This is a genomic window from Streptomyces sp. NBC_01235 (assembly GCF_035989285.1).
Classification (GTDB): domain Bacteria; phylum Actinomycetota; class Actinomycetes; order Streptomycetales; family Streptomycetaceae; genus Streptomyces.
Window position 1 is genome coordinate 8,691,393 of record NZ_CP108513.1, and the last position, 25,223, is coordinate 8,716,615.

General features: G+C 72.0%; 24 protein-coding genes and 2 pseudogenes. 15 read left to right on the forward strand and 11 right to left on the reverse strand.

What is annotated here, in order from left to right; all coding sequences use genetic code 11:
- Window positions 1-99: 99 nt before the first annotated feature.
- On the reverse strand, window positions 100-1,116 hold the full coding sequence (locus tag OG289_RS39135; protein WP_327318742.1) for a Gfo/Idh/MocA family protein: 1,017 nt from the start codon (window positions 1,114-1,116) through the stop codon (window positions 100-102).
- A gap of 129 nt (window positions 1,117-1,245) precedes the next feature.
- Here OG289_RS39135 and OG289_RS39140 point away from each other — a divergent pair, with 129 nt between their 5' ends.
- The 6 genes and pseudogenes from OG289_RS39140 (at window position 1,246) to OG289_RS39170 (ending at window position 9,701) form a co-directional block, all read left to right on the forward strand.
- The gene (locus tag OG289_RS39140) at window positions 1,246-1,983 is read left to right on the forward strand and encodes a GntR family transcriptional regulator (RefSeq protein ID WP_327320945.1); all 738 of its coding nucleotides are present in this window, start codon (window positions 1,246-1,248) and stop codon (window positions 1,981-1,983) included.
- Window positions 1,984-2,382: 399 nt separating this feature from the next.
- Window positions 2,383-2,639: pseudogene (locus OG289_RS39150) on the forward strand (sugar ABC transporter substrate-binding protein); the annotation flags it as partial.
- A gap of 61 nt (window positions 2,640-2,700) precedes the next feature.
- Entirely contained in the window at window positions 2,701-3,849 is a 1,149-nt protein-coding gene (locus tag OG289_RS39155; RefSeq protein ID WP_327318743.1) for an ROK family glucokinase, read from the forward strand.
- Between the two features lie 34 nt (window positions 3,850-3,883).
- Window positions 3,884-4,477: a sugar kinase gene (locus OG289_RS39160; RefSeq protein ID WP_327318744.1), complete on the forward strand. Its 594-nt coding sequence runs from the start codon at window positions 3,884-3,886 to the stop codon at window positions 4,475-4,477.
- A 116-nt stretch (window positions 4,478-4,593) separates the two neighbouring features.
- A complete protein-coding gene (locus OG289_RS39165) occupies window positions 4,594-7,518 on the forward strand; it encodes a DEAD/DEAH box helicase (protein WP_442819118.1) in 2,925 nt (974 codons plus the stop codon).
- Complete coding sequence (locus OG289_RS39170; RefSeq protein WP_327318746.1) at window positions 7,518-9,701, forward strand: SWIM zinc finger family protein; 2,184 nt, start codon at window positions 7,518-7,520, stop codon at window positions 9,699-9,701. The genes OG289_RS39165 and OG289_RS39170 overlap by 1 nt, the downstream gene beginning before the upstream one ends.
- A gap of 166 nt (window positions 9,702-9,867) precedes the next feature.
- On the opposite strand, the gene OG289_RS39175 is transcribed toward OG289_RS39170, so the two are convergent.
- A complete protein-coding gene (locus tag OG289_RS39175; RefSeq protein ID WP_327318747.1) occupies window positions 9,868-11,457 on the reverse strand; it encodes an oleate hydratase in 1,590 nt (529 codons plus the stop codon).
- A gap of 361 nt (window positions 11,458-11,818) precedes the next feature.
- Between OG289_RS39175 and OG289_RS39180 the strand changes: the two are divergent.
- A pseudogene (locus tag OG289_RS39180) lies at window positions 11,819-12,178 on the forward strand (Tn3 family transposase); the annotation flags it as partial.
- A 124-nt stretch (window positions 12,179-12,302) separates the two neighbouring features.
- Here OG289_RS39180 and OG289_RS39185 read toward each other — a convergent pair.
- Both OG289_RS39185 and OG289_RS39190 read right to left on the reverse strand, forming a co-directional pair.
- A complete protein-coding gene (locus tag OG289_RS39185; RefSeq protein ID WP_327318748.1) occupies window positions 12,303-13,589 on the reverse strand; it encodes an MFS transporter in 1,287 nt (428 codons plus the stop codon).
- Complete coding sequence (locus OG289_RS39190) at window positions 13,586-14,125, reverse strand: ArsR/SmtB family transcription factor (protein WP_327318749.1); 540 nt, start codon at window positions 14,123-14,125, stop codon at window positions 13,586-13,588. Before OG289_RS39190 ends, OG289_RS39185 begins: the two co-directional genes overlap by 4 nt.
- A gap of 378 nt (window positions 14,126-14,503) precedes the next feature.
- Between OG289_RS39190 and OG289_RS39195 the strand changes: the two genes are divergently transcribed.
- The 3 genes from OG289_RS39195 to OG289_RS39205 are packed head-to-tail and all read left to right on the forward strand — an operon-like array spanning window position 14,504 to window position 15,500.
- A complete protein-coding gene (locus tag OG289_RS39195) occupies window positions 14,504-14,686 on the forward strand; it encodes a hypothetical protein (RefSeq protein ID WP_327318750.1) in 183 nt (60 codons plus the stop codon).
- 5 nt (window positions 14,687-14,691) lie between these two features.
- Window positions 14,692-15,030 carry an ArsR/SmtB family transcription factor gene (locus OG289_RS39200; protein ID WP_327318751.1) on the forward strand — a complete coding sequence of 113 codons (339 nt, stop codon included), beginning with the start codon at window positions 14,692-14,694 and terminating at the stop codon, window positions 15,028-15,030.
- The gene (locus OG289_RS39205; RefSeq protein WP_327318752.1) at window positions 15,027-15,500 is read left to right on the forward strand and encodes an ATP-binding protein; all 474 of its coding nucleotides are present in this window, start codon (window positions 15,027-15,029) and stop codon (window positions 15,498-15,500) included. Before OG289_RS39200 ends, OG289_RS39205 begins: the two co-directional genes overlap by 4 nt.
- Window positions 15,501-15,698: 198 nt before the next feature.
- Here the strand turns inward: OG289_RS39205 and OG289_RS39210 are convergent, their stop codons facing one another.
- Window positions 15,699-16,049, reverse strand: coding sequence for an ArsR/SmtB family transcription factor (locus OG289_RS39210; protein WP_327318753.1), 351 nt, complete (start codon window positions 16,047-16,049; stop codon window positions 15,699-15,701).
- Window positions 16,050-16,262: 213 nt separating this feature from the next.
- Here OG289_RS39210 and OG289_RS39215 point away from each other — a divergent pair, with 213 nt between their 5' ends.
- Window positions 16,263-16,448 carry a hypothetical protein gene (locus tag OG289_RS39215; protein ID WP_327318754.1) on the forward strand — a complete coding sequence of 62 codons (186 nt, stop codon included), beginning with the start codon at window positions 16,263-16,265 and terminating at the stop codon, window positions 16,446-16,448.
- Between the two features lie 150 nt (window positions 16,449-16,598).
- Complete coding sequence (locus tag OG289_RS39220) at window positions 16,599-16,796, forward strand: hypothetical protein (protein WP_327318755.1); 198 nt, start codon at window positions 16,599-16,601, stop codon at window positions 16,794-16,796.
- Between the two features lie 10 nt (window positions 16,797-16,806).
- Here OG289_RS39220 and OG289_RS39225 read toward each other — a convergent pair whose 3' ends face one another.
- From OG289_RS39225 to OG289_RS39250, 6 genes are all read right to left on the reverse strand, one after another.
- Window positions 16,807-17,220 (reverse strand): anti-sigma factor antagonist, encoded by a 414-nt coding sequence (locus OG289_RS39225; protein WP_327318756.1) that lies wholly within the window; start codon window positions 17,218-17,220, stop codon window positions 16,807-16,809.
- Window positions 17,221-17,268: 48 nt separating this feature from the next.
- Complete coding sequence (locus OG289_RS39230; RefSeq protein ID WP_327318757.1) at window positions 17,269-17,694, reverse strand: ATP-binding protein; 426 nt, start codon at window positions 17,692-17,694, stop codon at window positions 17,269-17,271.
- Window positions 17,694-18,251, reverse strand: a complete 558-nt coding sequence (locus tag OG289_RS39235) for a pyridoxamine 5'-phosphate oxidase family protein (RefSeq protein ID WP_327318758.1) — start codon at window positions 18,249-18,251, stop codon at window positions 17,694-17,696. The genes OG289_RS39230 and OG289_RS39235 overlap by 1 nt, the downstream gene beginning before the upstream one ends.
- Window positions 18,248-20,002 carry a SulP family inorganic anion transporter gene (locus OG289_RS39240; protein ID WP_327318759.1) on the reverse strand — a complete coding sequence of 585 codons (1,755 nt, stop codon included), beginning with the start codon at window positions 20,000-20,002 and terminating at the stop codon, window positions 18,248-18,250. Before OG289_RS39240 ends, OG289_RS39235 begins: the two co-directional genes overlap by 4 nt.
- Window positions 19,999-20,340, reverse strand: coding sequence for an ArsR/SmtB family transcription factor (locus tag OG289_RS39245; protein WP_327318760.1), 342 nt, complete (start codon window positions 20,338-20,340; stop codon window positions 19,999-20,001). Before OG289_RS39245 ends, OG289_RS39240 begins: the two co-directional genes overlap by 4 nt.
- 228 nt (window positions 20,341-20,568) lie before the next feature.
- Complete coding sequence (locus OG289_RS39250) at window positions 20,569-20,928, reverse strand: zinc ribbon domain-containing protein YjdM (RefSeq protein ID WP_327318761.1); 360 nt, start codon at window positions 20,926-20,928, stop codon at window positions 20,569-20,571.
- Between the two features lie 224 nt (window positions 20,929-21,152).
- Here OG289_RS39250 and OG289_RS39255 point away from each other — a divergent pair, with 224 nt between their 5' ends.
- From OG289_RS39255 to pflB, 3 genes are all read left to right on the forward strand, one after another.
- Window positions 21,153-21,302, forward strand: a complete 150-nt coding sequence (locus OG289_RS39255; protein ID WP_327318762.1) for a hypothetical protein — start codon at window positions 21,153-21,155, stop codon at window positions 21,300-21,302.
- Window positions 21,303-21,742: 440 nt separating this feature from the next.
- A complete protein-coding gene (locus tag OG289_RS39260) occupies window positions 21,743-22,183 on the forward strand; it encodes a pyridoxamine 5'-phosphate oxidase family protein (protein WP_327318763.1) in 441 nt (146 codons plus the stop codon).
- A 774-nt stretch (window positions 22,184-22,957) separates the two neighbouring features.
- The gene (gene pflB / locus OG289_RS39270; RefSeq protein WP_327318764.1) at window positions 22,958-25,219 is read left to right on the forward strand and encodes a formate C-acetyltransferase; all 2,262 of its coding nucleotides are present in this window, start codon (window positions 22,958-22,960) and stop codon (window positions 25,217-25,219) included.
- The last annotated feature ends 4 nt before the right edge of the window (window positions 25,220-25,223 follow it).

Consider the following 25,223-nt stretch of genomic DNA (forward strand, 5'->3'; position numbering starts at 1 on the left):
AGGGCCGTGTCCGGGCGGCGCCCTTCACAGGCCGGGCACCCGCCGGCCCTCGGGCAACGCGCTCACCCGACGGGAACGCGCTCGCCGACGGGGGCGTGCTCAGCCGGCTCCCGATGTCGCCGGGATCTCCGCGAGCCATACCGCCCTGCGCTCACGCCGGGACACCTCGCAGGCCTCCGCGATGCGCAGGGCGTGGAGGGCCTCGCGGCCGTCGCAGGGATTGGCCCGCTCGCCGCGCACGACGTCCACGAACGCGGCGAGCTCCGCCTCGTACGCGGGCTCGAAGCGCTCCAGGAACCCGCTCCACGGCTTGTCCGCGGCCGGCGGACCGGTGGGCTCGGTGGACGCGATCGGCGTGCGGTCGTCCAGGCCCACGACGATCTGGTCGAGTTCCCCGGCCAGCTCCATGCGGACGTCGTAGCCCGCGCCGTTCAGCCGCGTCGCCGTCGCCGTGGCGAGCGTGCCGTCGTCGAGGGTGAGAACCACGGCGGCCGTGTCGACGTCTCCCGCCTCGCGGAACATCGCGGGCCCGGCGTCGGAGCCGGCCGCGTACACGTCCGTCACCTGGCGCCCGGTGACCCAGCGCAGGCAGTCGAAGTCGTGGATGAGCGCGTCCCGGTAGATCCCGCCGGACACCGGCAGCCACGCGGCCGGCGGCGCCGACTCGTCGGACGTCAGCGCCCGCACGGTGTGCAGCCGTCCGAGCCGCCCCGACCGCACCGCCTCGCGAGCCCCCGTGTACCCCGCGTCGAAGCGGCGCTGGAAGCCCATCTGAAGGATCGTTCCGGCAGCCTCGACCTCGGCGATCGCCTGTAATGTCCCGGCCAGGTCCAGGGCGATCGGCTTCTCGCAGAAGACCGGAAGCCCGGAGCGCGCTGCCCGACCGATCAGTTCGGCGTGGGCCGAGGTCGCCGTCGTGATCACGACGGCGTCCACGCCCCAGCGGAATATCTCGTCCACCCCAGGGGCGGCCGTCTCGCCCAGCCGATGCGCGAGCTCCTGGGCGCGCGCGTGGTCCGCGTCCGTCAGGATCAGGGATCCGACCTCGCGGTGACGGCTGAGTGTGTTCGCATGAATGGTGCCTATGCGGCCCGTCCCGATGACCCCGATGCGCATGAAACAAAAGTGGGGTCGAGGGCCGCATCCTGTCAATGCGTATGTCCGGACAACCGAACTACACAACTTCCCGTCAACCGGCCGCAGAGCTACGCTCGGCCCGTGCCGAAACCAGAAGTGGACCCGACCGTGCAGCTCGAACTCCGTGTGGACCGAAGCTCTCCGGTGCCGTTGTACTTCCAGTTGGCCCAGCAGTTGGAAGCCGCGATCGAGCACGGCTCGCTCACCCCCGGCAGCCTGCTGGGCAACGAGATCGAGCTCGCGGCACGGCTCGGCCTGTCCCGGCCGACCGTGCGCCAGGCGATCCAGTCGCTCGTCGACAAGGGTCTCCTGGTCCGCCGCCGGGGCGTGGGCACGCAGGTCGTGCACAGCCAGGTCAAGCGGCCGCTGGAGCTCAGCAGCCTGTACGACGACCTGGAGGCGGCCGGGCAGCGTCCGGCGACCACGGTCCTGGTCAACACCATGGTCCCGGCGTCCGCCGAGGTCGCTGCCGCGCTCGCGGTGGCCGAGGGCAGTGACGTCCACCGGGTGGAGCGGCTGCGGCTGGCGCACGGGGAGCCGATGGCGTACCTGTGCAACCACCTCCCCTCCGGCCTGCTCGACCTGGACACCGACCAGCTCCAGGCCACCGGCCTGTACCGCCTGATGCGGGCCGCCGGGATCACCCTGCACAGCGCCCGCCAGTCCATCGGGGCCCGCGCCGCGACCGCCGACGAGGCCGAGCGGCTCGCCGAGGACGAGGGCGCCCCGCTGCTGACCATGCAGCGCACCACCTTCGACGACACCGGCCGGGCGGTGGAGTTCGGCGACCACATCTATCGGCCGACCCGCTACTCCTTCGAGTTCCAGCTGCTCGTAAGGCCCTGAAACCGGGGGCGAGAGGCCCGTATGCGTCGCAATGTCCCGACAATGTGACCGGATGTCCGGACAGGGCGACCGAGGGGTGGTCCCCGGCCGTGAGGCGGTTGTTCCCCGTGCAGAGGGATCGAGAAGAACTCGCGCAGGAGCCAGGCCGAGTTCGTCTGCGTGCCCTGTGGGTTCACCTGCGACGCCGACGAGAACGCAGCACACGATGTCGCGGCAGGACAGGGCGGGATCCCACGCCCCCGGGGCTCAGCCGGTGCCGGAGGGATGACAACGGCCACCCGCCGTTCGAGCGTCCGTGAACCTCGGCCCGCCTGGGGTGGAATCCCCCTCTTTGAGGGGGGAGGATGTCAATGAACACAGCAAGAAGGGCGGGCGGGCACGTGAAGGGCACGCGGCCTCGTGGCATGGTTGGGGACCTGGGCAGGGATCGCGTTGGCGAGGGGCACTCGGCGTGGCCCCGGCAGGATGCGGCGCGACCGGTGGCAAGCGCGTGGAAGTCGCCCGCAAGGCCGCTGCCGCCCAGGGAAGGGTGGCGGTGAAGACCCCGCTGGACGTTCGCGATGATCACCCGCTCGGGTGACGGCGACACCTTCTGGGACATCGTCCGGAGCGGCGAGCAGACGGCCGTCACGGACAACGTCAACTTTCTGTCCTCCGTCGCCGCGCTGCGCTGCCCCGCTCGGCACCCGACGTGAGGGTGAGGCAGAATCGGCGACGATGAGCACCTACGGCAACTTCAGCGCCCCCATCGGCTCCCGCCGCGCCCCCGCACTCCGCACCGTGGGCACCAGGGAGCGCCGCTCGCACCTCACCGCACCCCGTGTGCCGACCGTCGGCATCGACATCGGCGGCACCAAGGTGATGGCGGGCGTCGTCGACGCCGACGGCAACATCCTGGAGAAGGTCCGCACGGAGACCCCGGACAAGTCCAAGAGCCCGAAGGTCGTGGAGGACACGATCGTCGAGCTGGTCCTGGACCTGTCCGACCGCCACGACGTGCACGCGGTCGGCGTCGGCGCGGCGGGGTGGGTCGACGCGGACCGCAACCGCGTCCTGTTCGCGCCCCACCTGTCCTGGCGCAACGAGCCCCTCAGGGACCGCCTCTCCGGCCGCCTGGCGGTTCCCGTCCTGGTGGACAACGACGCCAACACCGCCGCCTGGGCGGAGTGGCGGTTCGGCGCGGGCCGCGGCGAGGACCACCTCGTCATGATCACCCTCGGCACCGGCATCGGCGGCGCGATCCTGGAGGACGGCCAGGTCAAGCGCGGCAAGTACGGCGTTGCCGGCGAGTTCGGCCATATGCAGGTCGTGCCCGGCGGTCACCGCTGCCCGTGCGGCAACCGCGGCTGCTGGGAGCAGTACAGCTCGGGCAACGCGCTGGTCAGGGAGGCGCGCGAACTGGCCGCGGCCGACTCTCCGGTGGCCTACGGGATCATCGAGCACGTCAAGGGCAACATCGGTGACATCACCGGCCCGATGATCACCGAGCTGGCCCGTGAGGGCGACGCCATGTGCATCGAGCTGCTCCAGGACATCGGCCAGTGGCTCGGCGTCGGCATCGCCAACCTGGCCGCCGCCCTCGACCCGTCCTGCTTCGTGATCGGCGGCGGTGTCTCGGCCGCCGACGACCTGCTGATCAGCCCCGCGCGGGACGCGTTCAAGCGCCAGCTCACCGGCCGCGGCTACCGTCCCGAGGCCCGGATAGTGCGCGCTCAGCTGGGCCCCGAGGCCGGCATGGTCGGCGCCGCAGACCTGGCCCGACTGGTCGCCCGCCGCTTCCGGCGCGCCAAGCGCCGCCGCGTCGAGCGCTACGAGCGCTTCGAACGGTTCACGGAGGCGGCCCGCCGCACCCAGGACACGGCATGACCGCCGCGTCCCCCCGTACCACCCGGGACACCGCATGACAGCATCGCTGCCCCGCCAGGCCGCGCCCCCCGACGAGCCGTCCCCCCCGCCGGAGGACCGCCGTCACGTGATCCGCCGCAGGGCGCTCACCCTGCTGATCATCGTGCTGCTCATCGGCGTCCCGGCCGGTTACCTGGTGATCTCCGCCAACCAGAGCCGGGACAGCGGCAAGGACAAGGAGGCGAAGTACTCGGCGACCGGCCTGACCGCCGACTGGCCGTCGATGGTCCAGCGCCGCCTGTACCAGGTGCCGATCCCGCACCCCTCCAACCAGGTCGCCTACTACGAGACGAACAACTGGAAGACCAGCCGGCTCTACGTGCAGTTCCAGACCACGCAGGCCGGACTCGACCAGTTCCTCGCGGACATCGGCGTCAGCCGGGCCGCCCTGAAGAAGGGCGACATCACCATCAGCGCCCGCGACCAGGAGATCACCGGCTGGAAGTTCACGGGCCCCGGCTCCCGCCCCGGCGACGACTTCGGCATCGCCCGTGAGCAGAAGAACCCCGACCCGACGCTGGACGTGGTGGTGAACACCGGCAACGCGATCTACCCCTTCGTCTACGTCGTCTCGCGCACGGTGCCCTGACCGGACCCGATCGGGTGTCCGGCCGGCCGCCGGGACCGATTGTCAGACCCCGCCCGTAGAGTCGAAGACGACTGATCCGACATGCGGGCGGGAGGTGGACACAAGGTATGAGCGCCATGGTCGGCGGGACGCATTCGGCGGAGCCTCTCTCCGTCTCCGTGCGGCTCGCCGCCGTCTTCCTGCCCGCACCCCTCCCGCGCGAGGGCCGCGTCGCCTTCTGGGACCCGTCGGACGGCCCGACGACCATCACGGCGGACGCGGAACACGCCGGACACGCGGAACGCGCCGGACACGCGGAACGCGCCGGACACGCGGGACGCGCCGGACACGCGGGACACGTGGACCAGGGGGAACTCACGGAGCTCACCGTCGTCACGCGGCACGGCTCCTCCATCCGCCGCAAGCAGGCCTCCGCCCTGTCCCTGCCGCTCGACAAGGCACTCCCGCTGCTCGTGCGCGCCCGCCGCGATCCCGCCGCCCACCCGGCCACCGCCTGCTGGGGCGCCGCCGCACTGCACGCCCTGCGGCTGACCGCCCGCGGCCGCCTGCTGCCCGGCCTGACGCCCACCGGACACGACGCCTGGCGGGCGGGCCCCCTGGATCCCGAGGACATCGCCCACCTGCGCGCGGTCGCCGCCGCGCTCCCGTACGAGGGCCACGCCGTGCCGCTCCCCGGCCCCGGCCCGCTCCGGCTGCCGAAGCCGGAGGCCCTGATGCGGTCCTTCCTGGACGCCGTGGCGGACACCCTGCCCCGCACCCCGGCCGCGCCGCACGCGTGCGGGAAGCCCTTCGCGGACCGCCGGCCCCAGCGGCTGCCCGGCGCGCACGACTGGGCCGCCGAGGTCGCGGCCGGTATGGACGCGGGCGTGCGGATCTCGCTCCGCCTCGACCTGTCCGCGTACGACATGTTCGACGCCTCCGACGACGGCGGGCGGGCGCGCAGCGCGGGCGCCGCGATCGTCCAGGTGCACAGCCTCGCCGACCCGACATTGGTGACCGACGCGGCAACCCTGTGGGCGGGCGTGGCCGACGCCGCCTTCGGGGCACGCGCACGCGTGGACGCGGCCCTCGCCGTGCGGCGCGCGGCCCGCGTCTGGCCCCCGCTCGCCCGGCTCGCCGAACAGGACGCGCCGGACGTCCTGGCCCTCTCCGAGGACGAACTGGGCGACCTGCTCGGCGTGGCGGCCACCCGGCTCGCGGCGGCCGGGGTCGCCGTGCACTGGCCGAGGGACCTGGCGCAGGACCTCAGCGCGGCCGCCGTGGTCCGACCCGCGCCGGGCTCGGCGACGGACGGCACCGGCTTCTTCGAGGGCGAGGAACTGCTCCAGTTCCGCTGGCAGCTCGCGCTCGGCGGCGACCCGCTCAGCGAGGCCGAGATGGACGCTCTGGCGGAGGCCCACCGCCCGGTGGTCCGGCTCCGCGACCAGTGGGTCCTGGTCGACCCGGCGCTCGTCCGCAAGGCCCGCAAACGCGAACTGGGCCTGCTGGACCCGGTCGACGCCCTGTCCGTCGCCCTCTCCGGCACCGCGGAGGTCGACGGCGAGACCGTGGAGGCGGTCCCCGTCGGCGCCCTGGCGGCCCTGCGCGACCGTCTCACCGCCGGGGTGCACCCCGCGCAGCCGCCCGTCGGCCTGCACGCCACGCTCCGCGACTACCAGCTGCGCGGCCTGGCCTGGCTGGACCTCATGACCTCCCTCGGCCTCGGCGGCTGCCTCGCCGACGACATGGGCCTCGGCAAGACGATCACCGTCATCGCCCTGCATCTGAAGCGGGCCCGCACCGAGCCGACCCTGGTGGTCTGCCCGGCCTCCCTCCTGGGCAACTGGCAGCGCGAGATCACCCGCTTCGCGCCGGGCGTCCCCGTCCGGCGCTTCCACGGCCCCGAACGCAGCCTGACGGACCTGACCGGCGGCTTCGGCCTCACCACGTACGGCACGATGCGTTCGGCCGCCGCGACCCTGGCCGGGCAGCCCTGGGGCATGGTCGTCGCGGACGAGGCCCAGCACGTGAAGAACCCCTACTCGGCGACGGCGAAGGCCCTGCGCACCATCCCGACACCCGCGCGCGTGGCCCTGACCGGCACCCCCGTCGAGAACAACCTCTCCGAGCTCTGGGCCCTGCTCGACTGGACGACACCGGGACTCCTCGGTCCCCTGAAGTCCTTCCGCGCCCGGCACGCGCGCGCGGTGGAGAACGGCGAGGACGATCTGGCGGTGGAGCGCCTCGCCCGCCTGGTGCGTCCGTTCCTCCTGCGCCGCAAGAAGTCCGACCCCGGCATCGTGCCCGAGCTGCCGCCGAAGACCGAGACCGACCACCCGGTCCCGCTCACCCGGGAACAGGCGGCGCTCTACGAGGCGGTGGTGCGCGAGTCCCTGCTGGCCATCGAGACGGCGGACGGTATCGCCCGCCGCGGCCTGGTGCTGAAGCTCCTGGGCGCGCTGAAGCAGATCTGCGACCATCCGGCCCTGTACCTCAAGGAGGAGAGCGCCTCGGTCGGCGACGCGCTGGCCGCCCGCTCCGGCAAGCTCGCCCTGCTGGACGAGCTGTTGGACACCCTGCTCGCCGAGGACGGCTCGGCACTCGTCTTCACGCAGTACGTCGGCATGGCCCGCCTGATCGCCGCCCACCTCATCGCCCGCGCGGTCCCGGTCGACCTCCTGCACGGCGGCACCCCGGTACCCGAGCGGGAGCGGATGGTGGACCGCTTCCAGAGCGGCGCGACCCCGGTCCTGGTCCTCTCCCTGAAGGCGGCCGGCACCGGCCTCAACCTCACGCGCGCGGGCCATGTCGTCCACTTCGACCGCTGGTGGAACCCGGCTGTCGAGGAACAGGCCACCGACCGCGCCTACCGCATCGGCCAGACCCAGCCGGTCCAGGTCCACCGCCTCATCACCGAGGGCACCGTCGAGGACCGCATCGCCGAGATGCTCCAGGCCAAGCGCGCCCTGGCCGACGCGATCCTCGGCTCCGGCGAGTCGGCCCTCACGGAACTGACGGACCGCGAGCTGTCCGACCTGGTCAGGCTGCGGAGGGAGGCGTGATGGGGGAGACGGAGAAGGACGAGGTCCAGGCGGAGGCGGAGGTCGAGACCGAGGCCGAGGCCGTCACGGCGGGGGCGCACCAGGAGCAGGGCAGCAGGCCGGCCGACGAGGCCCGCCGTGCGCTGCGGGCGGCCCGGGAGCGGCGGCTGGAACAGCAGGCGGAGGAGTCGTCGCAGCAGCCCGAAGGCCCGGCACCGCGGCCCGGCGACGCAGCCCGCGCGGCCCTGCGGCGCCCGCCGGACGCCACTCCCGCAGCGGCCACGCGCCCGCCGGACGCCACTCCCGCGGCGGGCACCCCGGTAACCGGCGCCGTCTCCGCAGTGGAGTCGGCTCCACCGGCGGATGCCTCTCCGGCAGCCGACACGTCGCGCGCACCGCGCGCACCGCGCGCCTCGCACGTCCCGACCGGCTCGCGCCCCGGGGACATCGCCCGTGAGGCCCTGCGTGCGGCACGTGCGCAGGCGGCGCGGCAGGGCTCGGCCGAAGCCGCAGAGCAGACAGGACGGGAGACCGTGCGCAGCGGCCCCCACGCCCACCCCAGCCCCCGCACCGCAGCCCACCTCCCTGAAGAGGGGCGCCCCGCCCGCCCGCGTGACCCCGTGGCCCAAGAACGAGCCCGTGTCGTAAGGGAGTTGCTCTCGGGCGCCTTCCGGATGCCACCGGACGAGACATCCGAGCCCGAGCCGAATCCGTACCCGGACCCGGAGCCGTACCCAGACCCGGACCCGAATCCAGACCCGGACCCGAATCCGGAGCCGGACCCGAATCCGGAGCCGTACCCGGACCCGGAGCCGTACCCGAATCCGGAGCCGTACCCGGACCCGGAGCCGTACCCGGATCTTGCGTCCGGTCAGAACAACGTGCCGCCCACCAAGGGCAGTTCACCTTCCTCGGTCGCCGCCGAACCACCCCGCACCCCCCGCTCGATGGCCGCCCCCTCCCGGGACGGCGACCACCGCCGCACCTTCCCCGCGTTCCCCCCGCGCGCCGGCGGCTCCTTCGCCGAGACCTGGTGGGGCAACGCCTGGGTCACCGCGCTCGAAGAAGGCGCCCTGGATCCCAAGCGCCTGGCCCGCGGCCGTGGGTACGCCGAGCAGGGAAACGTGGACGCGATCACGGTCACCCCCGGGCTCGTCCTGGCGTACGTGCAGGGCAGCCGCCCCCGCCCCTACCGCGTGCAGGTGCGACTGCGCACCCTCGGCGAGGAGGACTGGGAGCGCTTCCTGGACGCCGCCGTCGAGCGCCCCGGGCACATCGCCGCGCTGCTCGACAAGGAGATGCCCGAGTCCCTCGCCGACTGCGGGGTGCCACTGCTGCCCGGCCCCGGTGACCTCGACCCGCACTGCAGCTGCCCCGACCGCGGTCACCCTTGCAAGCACGCGGCAGCCCTCTGCTATCAGACCGCGCGGCTGCTCGACGCCGACCCGTTCGTGCTGCTTCTGCTGCGCGGTCGCGGCGAACGCGAACTGCTCGACGCACTGTCCCGCCGTAACGCCACCCGCGCGGCCCGCGCCGCTCAGGAACAGGAACCGGAACCCCTGCCGGGCGTACGGGCCGCCGAGGCCCTCGCCGAACGTCGACTCCCGCCTCTCCCGGCCCCTTTGCCCGTGCCCCCGCACCCCGAGCAGCCCCCGGCGTACCCGTCCGCGCCGAACGGCCCCGACTCCTTCGCGCTGGACCACCTCGCGACCGACGCGGCCGCCCGCGCCCACGCTCTGCTGACCACCGGTCATGACGAGACCGGCGAACTGACCCTCTGGCAGGACGCCGTACGCCTCGCCGCGTCCCGCCCCGGCTCCGGGCTCACCGCCACCACCCGCTCCCTCTACGCCTCGCTCGCCTCCGCCGCCGGCCGTACCCCGTCCGAGCTGGCGCGCGCGGTGGCCGCGTGGCGACAGGGCGGCCCGGACGGGCTCACCGTCCTGGAGGAGTCCTGGGATCCGCCGGCCGGACGCTTCGACCGGGCCCGTTCTCTCCTCCTGGCCGCCGACCTCCCCGCCTTCCGCCCCCGCCACAACCACCTCACCCACCCCCGCGGCCACGTCCAACTCCGCTTCGGACGTGACGGCTTGTGGTACGCGTACGAGTCGGAACCGGGCCACGACGACTGGTGGCCCCGCGGCACCCCCGACCCGGATCCGGTGGGCGCGCTCACCGGCCTGGGCGGCTCGGACGATTTCTGATCTTGTACGTTACGTTCGACACGGCGCATGTCAGGCGCCGTTCCCACGGGGGCGAGAAGCGGGACGGTACCGCATCGACAGGGGTCGAGGCGCGTCACGATGCACGGGCGTGAGGTCCGGCGACCCGGCCCGCTGCGGAAGCCGTGCGGGCCGGGTGACCGGGGGCTCAGGCCAGCGTGGCTCTGAGCACCTCGAGGGCGGTCGTCGGGTCGGCGAGGGCGTGGTAGATCCCGGGGATCTCGTGGTCGAGGCCGAGCAGGCCGTGGACGGCGTGCATGGCGCCGCGCACGGAGTACTCGACGGTGAAGACGACATCCTCCGGGAGCTCCGCGAACTGGCCCAGGAAGGCGAAGTTGGTCGCACCCTGCGGAATGACCAGGGGCCTGTCGTGGACGGTGCGGGGGGCGAACTGGCTGGTGATGTACGGCATCATCACCGGGATCACCGTCGTGGTCGCCGCGACCTGTTCCTCGATGTCCGACAGACCGAGGTGGCCGAGCAGTTCGGTGAGGATCTCCCGTCCGGTGGCCCGCGCCATCGGCTTGTCGACGAAGTCACCCTCCTTGTCGACGAACAGGCCGTAGCCCCACAGGGTGTACACGTCCTCGGGCTGGCCCTCGAAGTGCGGGGCATGCGGTACCACGATCGACATCAGCCAGTGGGAGTCCTTGAACGTCATCAGCGCGCCCGTGCCGGGGAGGTTGCCGGACAGTTCCTCGATGCGGTGCAGCAGCAGCGGGCTGCGCATGGTGAGGGTGAAGGACTCCCACTTCGCCTCGTCCACATTGCCGTTGAAGGCGGTGGGGCGGCCGAAGTCCTCGGCCTTGGCGGCGATGGTCTCCCACAGCCGCCAGCCGCCGTCGCGCTTGTCGCGGATCAGGTCGGGCGGGGTGGCGTCGCTTCCGGAGGCGGCGTCGGCGGTCATCGAGCCGATGGTGAGGAACGCGTAGTCGGTGTCGGTGAGTTCGTAGGCGTCCGGCTGCCCGTCGCGTTCGAGGTGCAGCCGGCGCACGCGCCGGGCGCCCTGCTCGTCGGTGGCGAAGTCGACGTCGGTGACCCGCACGCCGTACTCGAAGCGCACGCCGTGGTTCTCCAGCCAGGCCCGCACCGGGCGGATGATCGAGTCGTACTGGTTGAGGCGGGTACGGCGTACCCCGGCCAGGGTGTGCATGCGCGGGAACTCCTGCATGAAGCGCAGCAGGTAGCGCTTGAGCTCGATGGCGCTGTGCCAGTTCTGGAAGGCGAAGGTGGTGCGCCACATCGTCCAGAAATTGGTGTCGAAGAAGTGCGGGGAGAAGAAGTCCTCGATCCGGCGGGCGCCGATGACCGCCTCGGGCAGTACCAGCAGGCGGGTCAGCTCCAGGCGGTCGCGGGTGTCGAGGCCGTAGTCGGAGGCGTCCAGGATCGTGGTGTCCTTGCCGATCAGGCGGGCCTTGGCGTCGGTGGGCCACTTGGCGTTGAACGCCTGGATCTCCTCGCGTACCGACACCGTCTCGTCGGTGAGGGTGGGGATGGACTCCAGGAGGTTCCACAGGCAGGTGTACGCCTCCTCCTCCAGCATCCGCCCGCCGCGGGTGACGTATCCGGCGGGCTCGCCGCTCCCGTCCATGGAGCCGCCGGCGACCGGGAGCTCCTCCAGGACGTGGATGTTCTCGCCTGGGAAGTCGCCGTCACGGACGAGGAAGGCCGCAGCTGCGAGGGAGGCGATGCCGCCGCCGACGAGGTAGGCGTGGGATGTGTGCGGAGCGTCGGCCATGACGTTCCTCCGTTCTGCCGCCCGGGTCTCACGGGCGGTCGACAGTGGTGAGGATCCCGTGCGCCAGAGCCCGTCGTGGTGGGGCGACGCAACGTGTAGCGGCGCCACCGTGATCGGGCCGGGCACGGTGCCCGTGGTGCTCAGTCAACGCGTGGGGTGATTGCGCGGGCAGGTGCCGAATGTCCCTCCCCGGGTGCCGAGGGGCCCGGGCCCGATGTCCTCGCGACCGTGCTCCCGTTCGCCCTGTGCCGGCAGTCCCAGGTCCTCGTCGAGCGTTTCCTCGCCTCGAACCTGCCCGCCGGGTGCCGTCGGAACGCCGGCCGACCCTGCGGGGCAGCCGGCGTTACGTCTTGGTGCCAGGCAGCTCACCGTGCAGGAGTCCCGCCACCGCCTGGCCCGCGCGATCTGCCACGGCGGCCGGGGCCGGATCCGCCAGGCGTACCGGGAGGGCCAGGAGGACCAGGAGGACCAGCTCGCCGCCCTCGGTCTGGTCCTCAACGCCGTCGTCCTGTGGAACACCCGCTACCTGGATGCCGCCGTCGCCCAGCTCCGCGCCGAGGGCCACGACATCAAGGACGAGGACGTGGCCCGCCTCTCCCCGCTCGAAGACCGGCACATCAACTTCCTGGGCGGCTATCTGTTCAACATCAAGGCCGGCGGACCCGGTCAGGGCCTGCGCTCCTTCCGGGACCCGGAGGCTGTCGAGGACGACGAGGGTTGACGGCGGCGCACCCCGCCCGCTGGGCCACTCGTTTCATCCTGTGGAGGCCAGGCGCCCGACGCTCCGGGCCGAGGCGAGGAACGCCGAGCCGGGCTTGGCACTGGCTCGACGACCTCGCGGAGCCCTAAACGGCACCCTTCTGAACGGGATCCCAGGATTCCGGGTGATCTGGATCATCGGCCGGGGCGGCGGCACGCAGCGCCGCCTCGACCTGGCGGTTGCTGGTCATGGTCGACGTGACGGCGGTCATGGTGAGGAGGAGGCCGGCGGCGGTGTAGAGCGGGGTGCGTACGTCGTAGGTGGTGGCCAGCCAGCCGCCGAGGAAGGCGCCGAACGGGGCGGCGCACATGGCGAGCATCCGGGAGGTGGAGGCGACCCGGCCCATCAGGTGGGCGGGGACGACCGCCTGTCGGAGGGAGGGGCCGAGCACCATCGTGGCGCCCATGCCCGCTCCGCAGACGGCGAGCGCGAGGCCGGCGACGTACGGGTTCGGGGCGACGGCAAGGCCCAGGATGGCGAGTCCCTCGACTGCGGCCGTGCAGGTGAGCGCGGTGCCGGTGCCGAGTCGTCGGCCGAGGAAGGAGGCGATGCCCGCGCCGAGCAGACCGCCGGTGGCCTCCGCCGTGAGGAGCAGGCCGAAGCCGAAGGTGTCGATGCCGAGACGATCGTGCGCGAAGAGGGCGAGTACGGTCTCCACGGCGAGGAAGGCGATGTTCCCGACCGCCGGACGCAGCGCGAGCCCGAGCAGCAACTGATCCCGGAATACGTACGAGGCGCCGGCCCGCGCCTGCCGCAACAGCGACTCACGGGCCTGCGGTACGGGCCGGGGTGCGGCAGGCAGCGACCGTACGAGCAGTGCGGAGAGCGCGAACGACACCGCGTCGGCGAGCAGCGGAACCGCCCGCCCGAGCGCGAGCAGGGCACTGCCCGCAGGCGGCCCCGCGAAGCCGGACGCGGCGGTCTGGGTGCCGCGCAGGCGGGCGTTGGCGCGCTCCAGGAGCGCGGGGTCGCGGCCGAGCAGATCCGGCAGATAGGCCGTGGCGGCCGTGTCGAAGAAGAGTCCGCCGAGGCCGAGCAGGAAGGCGACGGCCGCGAGCAGTGCAATGCTCAGCACGTCGAGCGCGGCCGCTGCCGCCGGTATCGCGAGCAGCACCGCACGCGCCGCGTCCATGACCCACATCGTGCGCCGACGGTCCCAGCGGTCCACCAGCGCACCGCCGAGCACCCCGAAGAGCAGCCACGGCAGCGTTCCGGCGGCCGTGACGACGGCCAGCGCCATCGGATCCCGCGTCAACGTCAACGCGAGCAGCGGCAGCGCGGCATGCGACACCCCGTCACCGAGCGAGGACACAGTCTGCGCAGTCCACAGCCGTCCGAACCCGGTCGGCAACTTCCGAACGTCTGAGGTCACTTGGCGTCCCCTTCGGCCTGCTCGCGCGGTGTCGGGTGGAACAGTGCGAAGACGAGTGACGCGTCCGGCAGCGACGGATCGGACAGCTCCCGGTACTCGTCCGCCAGTGCCTGCAGCCGCGCCCCCAGCTCCGCGAACTGCTCCTCGGTGAGCCGCAGATGCGCCATCCGTACGTGCCGCTCGCCATCCACCGGCGCTGCCTCCAGGTCCGCCACCGCATGCCGCATCAGCACATCCGGGCCTCCCTCGCCCGGATCCGGCAGCACGATCGCCCGCGCGGCCATTGCGTAGTACCGCTCGGTGACCCCCCGGACCTTCCGCGTTCGTACGACCTTCACCAGGCCGGCCCGTTCGAGCAGCCGTACGTGGTAGCTGGAACTCCCCTTCGCAAGGCCCACTCGCTCGGCGATCTGCGTAATCGTCGCGGGCTCGAAGCGGAGCACGGCCATGATCCGGTGACGCGTGAGATTGGAAACGGCGCGTAGCTGCTCGTCAGTGGTGACGTGGAACGTCTCGGGAAGATCATCGGTAGGCATGCCCCCAATGGTCAACACTTCTTGACCATTGGGCAAGGGAGTTTTGTTCGGGCTCCCGGAATCGGCTGTCCAGCACGCGAGGCCTTCGCTCCCGCACTCTCCTTCGCGCCCTCGCTCAACCCGCACCCGGGCGCCTTCGCCCCGCCTGTCGCGGAAGCTCGGCCGCACCCGCCCGAGTCCTCGCCCTCGCAGTGAAGCCGAACCGCGAACGTCGCCGCGTGGTGTCGTCGGTCATGCGGATTCCTCCCTCACGGCAACGTCGGGGTGGTGTGCTTCGGGCCGCCGGGCCGGGCAGCCACTCGTGCCGCCTATAATTGAAGAGTTCTTCAATTGACTAGTTGCGGTGGTCGATAGGTGATCCGAGGTACGGAGGTCGGGGTGGGCACAGTTGTCGAGGCGCTGCTGGCGCGGGTGCGGGCGGCTCGGGCAAGGCTCGCGGCCGCTGTGGCGGCAAGGGACCCGTACGCCGTGGCAGTGGCCCAGGACGAGCTGGACGACGCGGTACGGGTGGCCCGCGGGCACGGGCTCGACGTCGACGTCGAGCGGGCGGACGAGGAGTGATCGGGATGCCAGTTCCGCTGTACGAGGCGAAGGCGGAGTTCTTCCGGATGCTCGGGCATCCGGTGCGGATAAGGGTGCTGGAGCTGCTGCAGGACGGGCCGAAGCCGGTGCGCGACCTGTTGGCCGCGATCGAGGTCGAGCCGTCGAACCTGTCCCAGCAGCTCGCCGTGCTGCGCCGCTCGGGCATCGTGACCGCCACGCGCACCGGCTCCACGGTGGTGTATGAGCTGGCCGGCGGTGACGTGGCGGAGCTGCTCGCCGCCGCGCGGCGGATCCTGGCCGTCCTCTGGTCCGGCCGGCGCGACCTGCTGGACGAGCTGCAGGCCGCGGAGCCCTCACCATGACGAGCGAGGGAGGGTTCCGGCTGCCGTGGCGGCGGAGCAGGCCGGCAGCCGCGATCGAGCATCTGCCGCCGGCGGTGCAGCGGCACATCGTCTCGCTGAAGCTGGGGCCGGACACGGCCAGGCGGACACGCGAAGCGGTGGCCCGGCACCTGCCGGACGCGGGCGTCGCGCTGAACTCGGCGTTCGCGGACGCGGTGCTGCTGGTGACCAGTGAGCTGGTCACGAACGTGCTGCGGCATGCCGCCCACTCGCCGGTGATCGACGTCGGCCTGACGAGGTCGGCCGGACAGCTCGTTGTCAGCGTCGCGGACGCCGAACCCCGCCTGCCCGACCTCACCGCTGACGGCATGGGGGCCGGACTGCGGATGGTCACCGAGGTCGCCGCCGACTACGACGGCGATCTCAGTGCCGAACCAGCCGTCGACCACGACGGCAAGGTCGTCCTCGTACGGCTCCGGATGCCTTCGTAGAGCACCCCGGCCCAGATCAAGAAGCGGAGACACTCCAGGAACGGTGTGCTTGGGGTCCTGGAGGCACATGACCGGCGAGCGGCCGGGAGCTGCTGTTGCTGTCGCGGCAGGTGCCGCTGCCGGAGTACGGCCCGGGTGACCCTGATGCCTGCGTAGCTGTCCAGCTCACGGGAGACGGCCGCCGTACGTGGGCCGTCGTTACGACGGCGGTTCGGCCTGCCCCTGGGCGGCCTGGAGGTCGGCGAGCAGTTCGGCCTGCCCGGTCAGCACCCCGGAGAGGATGGTGCGGGCGACCCGCAGCAGCTGGGCGACGTGCGGGCTGGTGAGCGAGTAGTAGACCGTCGAGCCCTCCTTGCGGGTCACGACCAGGTTCGCCCGCCGCAGCACCGCCAGCTGCTGGGAGAGGTGCGCGGGCTCGACGCCCACCTCGGGCAGCATCTCCGAGACCGCGTGCTCTCGTACGCTCAGCAGCTCCAGGACCCGGATGCGCACCGGATGCCCGAGCGTCTTGAAGAACTCGGCCTTCAGTTGGTACAGCGGCGCACTCACTGGGCCCTCTCCTCCCCGCGACAGCAGCACGGCTCTGCCGGCCGGAGCTCGGCGCATCGCATCCACCCACTCGTCACACACATGCGGCCCATCCTCACCCGCGCAACCGGCCACACCGAATCCGTGCTGGGACACCGGACCGCCGAACCCGGCGGTGACCATCTCTTTAATTGCTAACATTAGCAATTAAAGAGATGACGCGAAGGGGTTTGTATGAGGATCACTCCACTGCGCGGTATCGGCGTCCCCTGGTTCAAGTGCCCCGCCTGCCGCCTGAAGTGCCGCCCGGCCGCAGTCGGCCCGGACGGCAACTGCCCGGGCTGCGGCCATGCCCACATCCTCAAGCTCTCCTTCGGCAGCCGCTCCACCCAGCAGCCCACCCGGAACGACCGCGACTGATCCGCGCCCGCCCGCCAGTCCGGCACCCGCCCGCCAGTCGGGCGTTCGCGGGGTGGCGGCCGGGTTGGACAGGCCGTTCGCCGAGGGCAGCACCGGACGGGCCACGAACGGGGCGCAGGCGCGGGCGAGAGGGACCACGAGGCATCGGGGGTGACGGCGTTGCGCCGGGCGGTTGGCCGGGCGGCCTGCGACGGCACCGCCGACCTCGCCCGCGTGGTTGCCGTCGGCCTTTCAGGCCGCGAGCTGACGGCGCTGGGCTGCGCGGAGGACACCGCCGTCGCCACCCAGGAGGACGCCTGCGCCCTCGTACCGGTACGCGACGGCGAGGGCGCCTTCGCCCCAGGATGACCTGGCCGCGTCAGCGATGGGCGTCCTCCGTCGGCCAGCCCGTGGTGCGCCACTCCTGTCGCTCCTCGGGCTGGTCCTCCTTCTGTCCGGTGTCGTGCGCGGCGAGCGCGGAGGCCAGGTCGGCATGGACCGGGATGGGCGGGCAGCCACCGGCAGGGACGAGGGAGCCGTCGGCGGGGATCGCGGCCAGCTCCAGGCTGCGGCCCGCCTCGGCGAGGCGGAGAGCGGCTTCGGTGATGGCCAGCTGCCCTTCCGTCGACCAGTTGCGCAGCTCGGTGAGGTCGACGACGACCGGACCGGTGCCGCGGGCCAGGGCCCAGCCGATGGCTCCGCTGAAGCGGCGCACGGCGTCGGGACCGAGGTATCCGGCGACGGAGAGGACGCCGAGGCGGTCCTGGACGGTGTAGCGCCAGTCGATGGTCATGGTGGTGTGCTTCCTCGCGCGGGTCGGGTGGTGAGGTCTGTGCTCCGGTCAGAGGGGGAGGGTGATCCAGATGCTCTTGCCCTGGCCGTCGGCGTCACCGCGGACGGCGGCGGTGCCACCCAGGCCCATGACGAGTTCCATGACGGTGCCCAGGCCACCTGCCCCGGCACCGGTGACCGCCCCGTACAGCGGCGGCTGGTAGGGGTGGCGGTCGTACACGGCGAAGGCCAGACAGTCCGCGCCCGCCGCGTAGATCACGGTGACCTTTGGGGAGAGCACAGCGGCATGCCGGACGCTGTTGGTGACCAGCTCGCTCAGGATCAGCAGTGCCGGATCCACCGTGGGGTGGCGCAGTCCGATGCCCCACTCGACCAGCACCTGTTCCGCGGTCTCGCGCGCGAGGCGGACGGCGGGCGGTTCGCTGGGCACGGTGAGCACGTGCCGGCGGGGCAGCGTCTCGACTCTGACGGACATCAGCTCTCCGTGCGGGTGAGGCGGAAACCGGTCACGGTCTCGGGGTGGATGCGCAGCACCGTGTCGTGCGGGCCATGGCTCCGGCCGGACGGGGTGCGGAGGATGGGGGCACCTCCCACGTCCTTGAGGCAATGGGGGACGGCGGCCTCGATCGGGTCGTTGATCACCTCGGCGGGGCCGGGTCGCGGTGCAGGACGGCGTGCTGGCCGGGGATGGCGAAGTCCTCGGTGAGTTCGGCGATGCCCGCCAGGTCGCCGACCGGTCGGCGGTCGGCCGTCTCCGGGCCGGTGTCGCGCCGACAGGGTCACCGTCCGGCCGGTGCCGGTCACGACCCCGAGCTCGTCCACCTGATACGTCGCCGCCTCGATCGCGACAGCCGCCTGGACGGGAGTCCGGACGAGCGGGCGCCCGGATTCCCCCACGTGCCGGGCGGGCCGTACGACGGTCGGTTCCCCCTGCGCGTACACCAGCCGCCCCATGCTGCTGCCCTCCACCAGCCGGAGCGCCTCCGCGCCGGAGACCTCGGCCAGGCGCAGGGCCGCACGGGGAAGCTTCATCGGAGAGGCTCCTCACGGGATTCGGGGGACGTCGTGGCGTTCGGGAGCGTCATCCGCCGGTGGGCCGCGGCCGGCAGGATCCCTGCAAGTTCCAGGTGATCGCGGGCGCCCAGGATCGCCTCCGGGGTGGTGGCGTAGTCCCGGCCGTTGTGCCGCAGCAGTTCCAGCGCGCCGACGGAGTCCAGGACCTGGTGCTGGTCGGGGCGTATGCCGGAGGCCAGGACAAGGATCCCGCGCCGGGTCAGCTTCTCCACGGCGTCCTTCAGGACGAGGGCGCCGGTGGCGTCCATCGTCGACACCCGTGACATACGCAGGATCACGACCCGGACGTCCGCGACCTCGGTCAGCTCCAGCAGGAAGCGGTGAGCGGCGGCGAAGAACAGCGGCCCGTCGATGCGGTACGCGACGATGTGCTCGGCGAGCAGGGCGTGTTCCTCGGCGCTGTGGTCCCCGCGGTCGAGGGGGACCTCTTCGAGGCGGGCCTGCTTGGCGACCGCACGCAGGGCGAGGACGCCCGCGACGGTGAGGCCGATGATCACGGCGTACACGAGGTCGAGGGCGAGCGTCGCGATGGCGGTGAGCACGAGGATCAGGGCATCGGAACGGGTGGCCTTCGCCATCGCCCTCAGCGAGCCCACCTCGACCATGCGGATCGCGGTGGCCAGCAGCACACCCGCCAGCGCGGCCAGCGGGATCCTGGAGACGAGGGGTGCTGCCGCGAAGACGATCACGGCGAGGATCGCGGCGTGGACCAGGGAGGCGAGCCGGGAGGTCGCGCCGGTGCGGACGTTGACCGCGGTGCGGGCGATCGCACCGGTGGCCGGGACACCGCCGAACAGCGGGGCGGCGATGTTGGCCAGCCCCTGCCCGAACAGCTCCCGGTCGGGGTCGTGCTTCTGGCCGACTGTCATGCCGTCGGCGACCGAGGCCGACAACAGAGACTCCAGGGCGGCCAGCGCCGCCACGGCGACCGCTGGGGCGAGAAGGGAGCCGAGCGCGCCCGGGTTCAGGAAGGCGAGGGAGGGCGCGGGCAGACCGGACGGCAGGTCGCCGATCTGCTTCGCCGCGTCCAGGCCGGCGACCTGGGCCACGATCGTGGCCGCGATCACGGCGAGAATGGAGAAGGGGATCGCGGGCCGCAGGCGGGCCCCGAGCAGCATGACGCCGGCGACTGCCAGGGCGAAGGCGACGGCAGTCCAGTTCGGGTTCTCCGCGAACTCCTCCAGCGCACGCCAGGTCACCACGAGGACGCGGTCGCCCTCGGGCTTGGGCACGCCAAGGGCGTTCGGAATCTGCTGTAGGCCGATGATGCAGGCGATGCCGAGAGTGAAGCCCTCGACGACAGGCGCGGGCACGTACTGCATGTACTTGCCGGCCCGCAGCACCGCCAGCGCGACGAGTATCACGCCCGCCATCAATCCGACGGTCAGTACCCCTCCCGGCCCGTGCTCGGCGACGATCGGCACCAGCACCACCGTCATCGCCCCGGTCGGCCCGGAGACCTGCAGATTCGACCCGCCGAACACCGCCGCGAGCGCACCGGCGACCACCGCGGTCGCCAGCCCCGCCTCGGCGCCGAGCCCGGAGGAGACGCCGAAACCGAGCGCGAGCGGCAGCGCGACGATCGCCACCGTGAGGCCGGCCAGCAGGTCGCGGCGCGGATCCCGGCGTATCTCCGTCAGATCGGTACGGCCGGGCAGCAGCGCGGTGAGCCGAGCCCTGGCCCGGCCAAGGTCGAAGGAGGTGCTCATCGCGCCGCGCCCTCGGCTTCCCGCAGCTCGGCCAGCAGCTCGTTCTGTCCGGTGAGCATCTCGGTCAGGATCCGGCGCGCGGCCTGCATCAGGTCGGCGACGTCCCCGCTCGCGAGGGCATAGACCACGGTCGAGCCCTCGCGCTGCGAGGTGACGATGCCCGAGCGACGCAGCATCGCCAGCTGTTGCGACAGGCTGGAGGGCTCCACCTCGATCTCCGCGAGCAGATCACGCACCGGCAAGGGCCCGTCCCGTAGCAGCTCCAGCACCCTTATCCGTACCGGATGCCCCAGCAAACGGAAGAACTCGGCCTTGGCCTGGTACAGCGGAACGGACACGGCTCCTCGACTTCTCCGACAGCACCCCACACGGGGCAGATACAGAAGGCTTTGCCCGCGGCAACCTGCGGGCGCAGTCAACACAGCATCTAACGAATTGCGAAATTTTGCAATTAAGCATCCGGTTGTCGCCCTGGGCGATTGCTTCACGGGCGGGGCGGAGAGTCGAACGGCCGTGGCGGACGTGGGCCGGTGAGGGGTGTCCGGCCGACCGTCATCCGGTGCGGATCAGGCTTTCCTCACCACGCTGGACTTCAGCTGCATCGCCCCGAAGCCGTCGATCTTGCAGTCGATGTCGTGGCCGTCGACACCGTCGACCAGCCTGATGTTGCGCACCTTGGTGCCGGCCTTGATGCCCGAGGGGCTGCCCTTGACCTTGAGCGCCTTGACGACGACCACGCTGTCGCCGTCCTGCAGCACATTGCCGACGGAGTCCTTGATGACCTGTTCCGCGGCGGCGCCCCCGCCCTCCGTTCCGCTCTCGGCCAGAACCCATTCGTGGCCGCACTCCGGGCACACCACCAGGGCGTTCATCTCGTAGGTGTACTCACATGAGCACTTCGGACAGGGAGGAAGATTCTCAATCACCACGCCAGGGTATCCAGCGCCGGCCTCCGCCCCGCCACGACGGCGGATGAGTTCTGGGCGGCGAAAACGACTCTGCGAGGGGAGCGCGCCCCGCTCCGGCCGGCCACGGCCGACGACGCACCGACGCTGCTGCCGATGTTCCAGGATCCCGAGGCGTCCCGGCTCACCGGCGGCCACGGCGGCGAGGAGCCGGACATGGCAAGGATCCATGCTCGGCACGACACGTGCCGGGACGGCCTTGCCGGGCCCGGCTGGGCGAGGTCGCCGCGATCGAGGCCGGCCTCGCCGCCGCCGAGCAGAAGCTCACCACCCTGAGGGACGTCGTCCGTACCTCCGCCGACAGGCTCACCGACCCGGCCGGGGAGAATGTGTGATCGATCCCCAGGCGTGCGCCAAAGCCGCGATCGCCATGGGGAGTAACCCTGGGCCACGGGCCACGGGCCACGGGCCACGGGCCACGGGCCACGGGCCACGGGCCAGCGGCCGCAGGCCAGAAGCCGGCGGCCAGCGGACCGGCAGGACTCGGCCGGGAGTCACGGGGGCGACCGGGAGGGGTGAGGCGCGGGTAGGGCCGATCGGCCCTATCGCCCGGTTTGCCGGATATGTCGTGCCGGTCCGGCGATGCGATGCGGCCGACCCCGCCCGCTGGTAACCGCACACCCCGGACGGGGCGTCCTCGCGCCCCTTGGACAGGGATGTGACACGGGTCCTTCTCCGGCACGGCCGGGACTCATGGCCCCTCAGCTGCGGCCCCGTCCGCGCGCAGAGTAGAAGGACGTAGTACCGCTGTACCAGGCGAAGGACGGGCTGGCCGATGTACCCCAATGACGGTTTCCGCGAACTCGAGCGGCAGGAGTGCCTGCGGCTGATGGCCAAGGTGCCCGTCGGCCGCATCGTCTACACGCGCCAGGCCCTGCCCGCCGTGCTGCCGGTGAACTTCAGCCTGGACCGCGACGGCGCGGTCCTGCTGCGCACCTCCGCAACCTCGGAACTGGTCCGTGCGATCGACGGCGCGGTGGTCGCCTTTGAGACCGATGATGTCGACGCGGCCCGGCACTCCGGCTGGAGCGTCGTCGTCACGGGCACGGCCACGGTGGTGACCGACCCCGCCGAGCACGAACGCCTGGCCCGCACCGGCCCGGTCTCCTGGGTGCCCGCACCGCAGGAGATCTTCGTCCGCGTCGAGTCCGAACTGGTCACTGGGCGGGAGCTCGTTGGCGGACGCACCCTGTACGGGGTGGGCCGCACCGCCTGAACGTCCCGATTCTCCTTCCCGGTCCATCCCGTCCGGCTGGGTCCGGGGCCGTACGGCCCGACGGGATGGGCCGTACGGCGTGGCGCCGGGTTCCCTCGGCCTCTGCCCGCAGCGTCCGCAGACGATGAGCATCCTTCAACGAGCTGCCGTGGATCGACGCTCGGCCGGCCGCGGCGAGTCCGCCATCCGTCGGCGCCCCCGGGGATGAACACCCTGCGCACGGAACAGGCGGGAACAGGATGATGACTGACCGTCATGTGGTCGCCGGAGTGGACCTTCACCGGTCGCCGTACGGACCTTGGACGGTGCCGCCGCGGAAGCGGTGCGCCGCGGCGCCGCGTTGCGCATCCTGCACGCCGTGACCGACCGCGACGAGGCAGGCGGGGCCGGTTCTGGCGTCGGCAGCCTCACGCGTCCGCGAGCTCCGTTCCGGTCTGCCGGTGGAGACCGGGCGCCTGGAGAGCGACGCGGGCGAGCCCGCGGCCGCCCATGCCTTGCCCCCTGCCGGGCGTAGGCGATGCCGGACGTCGGGGCACCCCCCGCTCGTCGGCGGGGTGCCCCGGACACCCGTGTCCCCGTCGGCTCGGTGCGGCGAGGCTCGGCCTGACCGGGCCTGACCGGGCCTGACCGGGCCTGACCGGGCCCGATCGGCCTGGCGGAGAAGGGACGGATGGCGCACCCCAGATGCGCCGACAGGCCCTCCTTGCAGGCATCGCGAGCGACGAGCATCGACGGTGCAGAAGTTCTGTGTGCTGAGTGAGGGAGAGACCGGCGATGACGGCAACGGTGACAGCTGGACCGCGGGCGACGACCGAGGCATGGCGAGGCTTCGCCGGTGCGCACTGGCGGGATCAGGTCGACGTGCGCGACTTCATCCAGGCCAACTACACGCCGTACGAGGGCGATTCCACGTTCCTCACCGGGCCGACCGAGCGCACGCTCACTGTCTGGGGCAAGGTCGCCGCGCTGTTCCCCGAGGAGCGGCGCCGGGGCGTCCTCGACGTCGACCCGGGCAACCCGTCCACCATCACCTCACATCGGCCGGGCTTCATCGACCGCGACCGTGAGCTGATCGTCGGCCTGCAGACCGACGCCCCGCTCCGGCGGGCGATCATGCCCAATGGCGGACTGCGGATGGTGGAGAACGGGCTGAAGGCGTACGGCTACCGGGCCGACCCGTTCGTCACGCGCGTCTTCGGGACCTACCGCAAGACCCACAACGACGGTGTCTTCGACGCGTACACCCCCGAGATGCGCGCCGCCCGCAAGGCCGGCATCATCACCGGACTGCCCGACGCCTACGGCCGCGGCCGGATCATCGGCGACTACCGGCGCGTGGCGCTGTACGGCACCGACCGGCTGATCGGGGCCAAGCGCGCCGAGAAGGCCCGGCTGGACGCCGAGCCGTCGAGCGAGCACGTCATCCGCGACCGCGAGGAACTCGCCGAGCAGATCAAGGCCCTGGGTGAACTGACCCGCATGGCGGCGACCTACGGTTGCGACGTCTCCCGTCCCGCGGTCACCGCGCACGAGGCCGTGCAGTGGCTCTACCTCGGCTTCCTCGCGGCGGTGAAGGAACAGAACGGCGCCGCGATGTCGCTGGGCCGCACCTCCACCTTCCTCGACGTCTACCTCCAGCGCGACCTGGACGAGGGAGTCCTCGACGAGTCCCGTGCCCAGGAGCTCGTCGACGACTTCGTGATCAAGCTGCGGATCGTCCGGTTCCTGCGCACCCCCGAGTACGACGCCCTGTTCTCCGGCGACCCCACCTGGGTCACCGAGTCCATCGGCGGCATCGGCGACGACGGCCGCCCGCTGGTCACCCGCACCTCCTTCCGCTTCCTGCAGACCCTCTACAACCTCGGCCCCGCCCCCGAGCCCAACCTCACCGTCCTGTGGTCGCCCCGACTGCCCGCCGGCTTCAAGGAGTTCTGCGCGCAGGTGTCCATCGACACCAGCGCCGTCCAGTACGAGTCCGACGACCTGTTGCGCCCCCGCAACGGCGACGACACCGCGATCGCCTGCTGCGTCTCCGCCATGGCGGTGGGCAAGGAGATGCAGTTCTTCGGCGCCCGCGTCAACCTGGCCAAGGCGCTGCTGTACGCGGTCAACGGCGGCCGGGACGAGATGACCGGCGAGCAGATCGCCCCCGAGACGCCCGCGATCACCCGCGAGTACCTGGACTACGAGCAGCTGTCGGCGGCCTACGACCACATGCTCGACTGGCTGGCGGCCACCTACGTCAACGCGCTCAACGTCATCCACTACATGCACGACAAGTACGCCTACGAGCGCATCGAGATGGCCCTGCACGACCACCCCGTGCACCGCTTCATGGCCTGCGGCATCGCAGGGCTGTCGGTCGCCGTCGACAGCCTGTCCGCCGTCAAACACGCGCGCGTGAAGGTCATCCGGGACGCGACCGGGCTCGCCGTCGACTACGAGATCGAGGGGGACTACCCGGCGTACGGCAACAACGACGAGCGCGCGGACGCCCTCGCCGCCGACCTGGTCCGGTCCTTCATGGCCAAGGTGCGCAAGCACCCGACCTACCGGGACGCCGAGCACACCCAGTCGGTGCTGACCATCACCTCGAACGTCGTCTACGGCAAGCACACCGGCAACACCCCCGACGGCCGCCGGGCCGGACAGCCGTTCGCCCCCGGCGCCAACCCGATGAACGGCCGTGACCGGCACGGCGTGGCAGCCTCCGCGCTCTCGGTGGCCAAGCTGCCGTACGAGCAGGCCCGCGACGGCATCTCGCTGACCACGACCATCACCCCGGAGGGACTGGGACACGTCCCCCAGGAGCGCGCGGGCCACCTGGTCGGCATCCTCGACGCCTACATGGGCGCCGGCGGGTTCCACATGAACGTCAACGTCCTCGACCGCGCCACCCTCGAGGACGCGATGGAGCACCCGGAGAAGTACCCCGACCTGACCATCCGGGTCTCCGGGTACGCCGTCAACTTCGTCCGGCTGACCCGCGAGCAGCAGCTCGACGTGATCAGCCGCACCTTCCACGGATCGCTGTGAGCAC

What these genes read in the sequence shown, in the direction of transcription:
- OG289_RS39135 (WP_327318742.1), bottom strand. Translation starts at nt 1,116, where the DNA reads ATGCGCATCGGGGTCATCGGGACGGGCCGCATAGGCACCATTCATGCG.
- OG289_RS39155 (WP_327318743.1), top strand. Translation starts at nt 2,701, where the DNA reads ATGAGCACCTACGGCAACTTCAGCGCCCCCATCGGCTCCCGCCGCGCC.
- OG289_RS39160 (WP_327318744.1), top strand. Translation starts at nt 3,884, where the DNA reads ATGACAGCATCGCTGCCCCGCCAGGCCGCGCCCCCCGACGAGCCGTCC.
- OG289_RS39165 (WP_442819118.1), top strand. Translation starts at nt 4,594, where the DNA reads ATGGTCGGCGGGACGCATTCGGCGGAGCCTCTCTCCGTCTCCGTGCGG.
- OG289_RS39170 (WP_327318746.1), top strand. Translation starts at nt 7,518, where the DNA reads ATGGGGGAGACGGAGAAGGACGAGGTCCAGGCGGAGGCGGAGGTCGAG.
- OG289_RS39175 (WP_327318747.1), bottom strand. Translation starts at nt 11,457, where the DNA reads ATGGCCGACGCTCCGCACACATCCCACGCCTACCTCGTCGGCGGCGGC.
- OG289_RS39190 (WP_327318749.1), bottom strand. Translation starts at nt 14,125, where the DNA reads ATGCCTACCGATGATCTTCCCGAGACGTTCCACGTCACCACTGACGAG.
- OG289_RS39200 (WP_327318751.1), top strand. Translation starts at nt 14,692, where the DNA reads ATGCCAGTTCCGCTGTACGAGGCGAAGGCGGAGTTCTTCCGGATGCTC.
- OG289_RS39205 (WP_327318752.1), top strand. Translation starts at nt 15,027, where the DNA reads ATGACGAGCGAGGGAGGGTTCCGGCTGCCGTGGCGGCGGAGCAGGCCG.
- OG289_RS39215 (WP_327318754.1), top strand. Translation starts at nt 16,263, where the DNA reads ATGAGGATCACTCCACTGCGCGGTATCGGCGTCCCCTGGTTCAAGTGC.
- OG289_RS39225 (WP_327318756.1), bottom strand. Translation starts at nt 17,220, where the DNA reads ATGACCATCGACTGGCGCTACACCGTCCAGGACCGCCTCGGCGTCCTC.
- OG289_RS39230 (WP_327318757.1), bottom strand. Translation starts at nt 17,694, where the DNA reads ATGTCCGTCAGAGTCGAGACGCTGCCCCGCCGGCACGTGCTCACCGTG.
- OG289_RS39235 (WP_327318758.1), bottom strand. Translation starts at nt 18,251, where the DNA reads ATGAAGCTTCCCCGTGCGGCCCTGCGCCTGGCCGAGGTCTCCGGCGCG.
- OG289_RS39240 (WP_327318759.1), bottom strand. Translation starts at nt 20,002, where the DNA reads ATGAGCACCTCCTTCGACCTTGGCCGGGCCAGGGCTCGGCTCACCGCG.
- OG289_RS39260 (WP_327318763.1), top strand. Translation starts at nt 21,743, where the DNA reads ATGTACCCCAATGACGGTTTCCGCGAACTCGAGCGGCAGGAGTGCCTG.
- pflB (WP_327318764.1), top strand. Translation starts at nt 22,958, where the DNA reads ATGACGGCAACGGTGACAGCTGGACCGCGGGCGACGACCGAGGCATGG.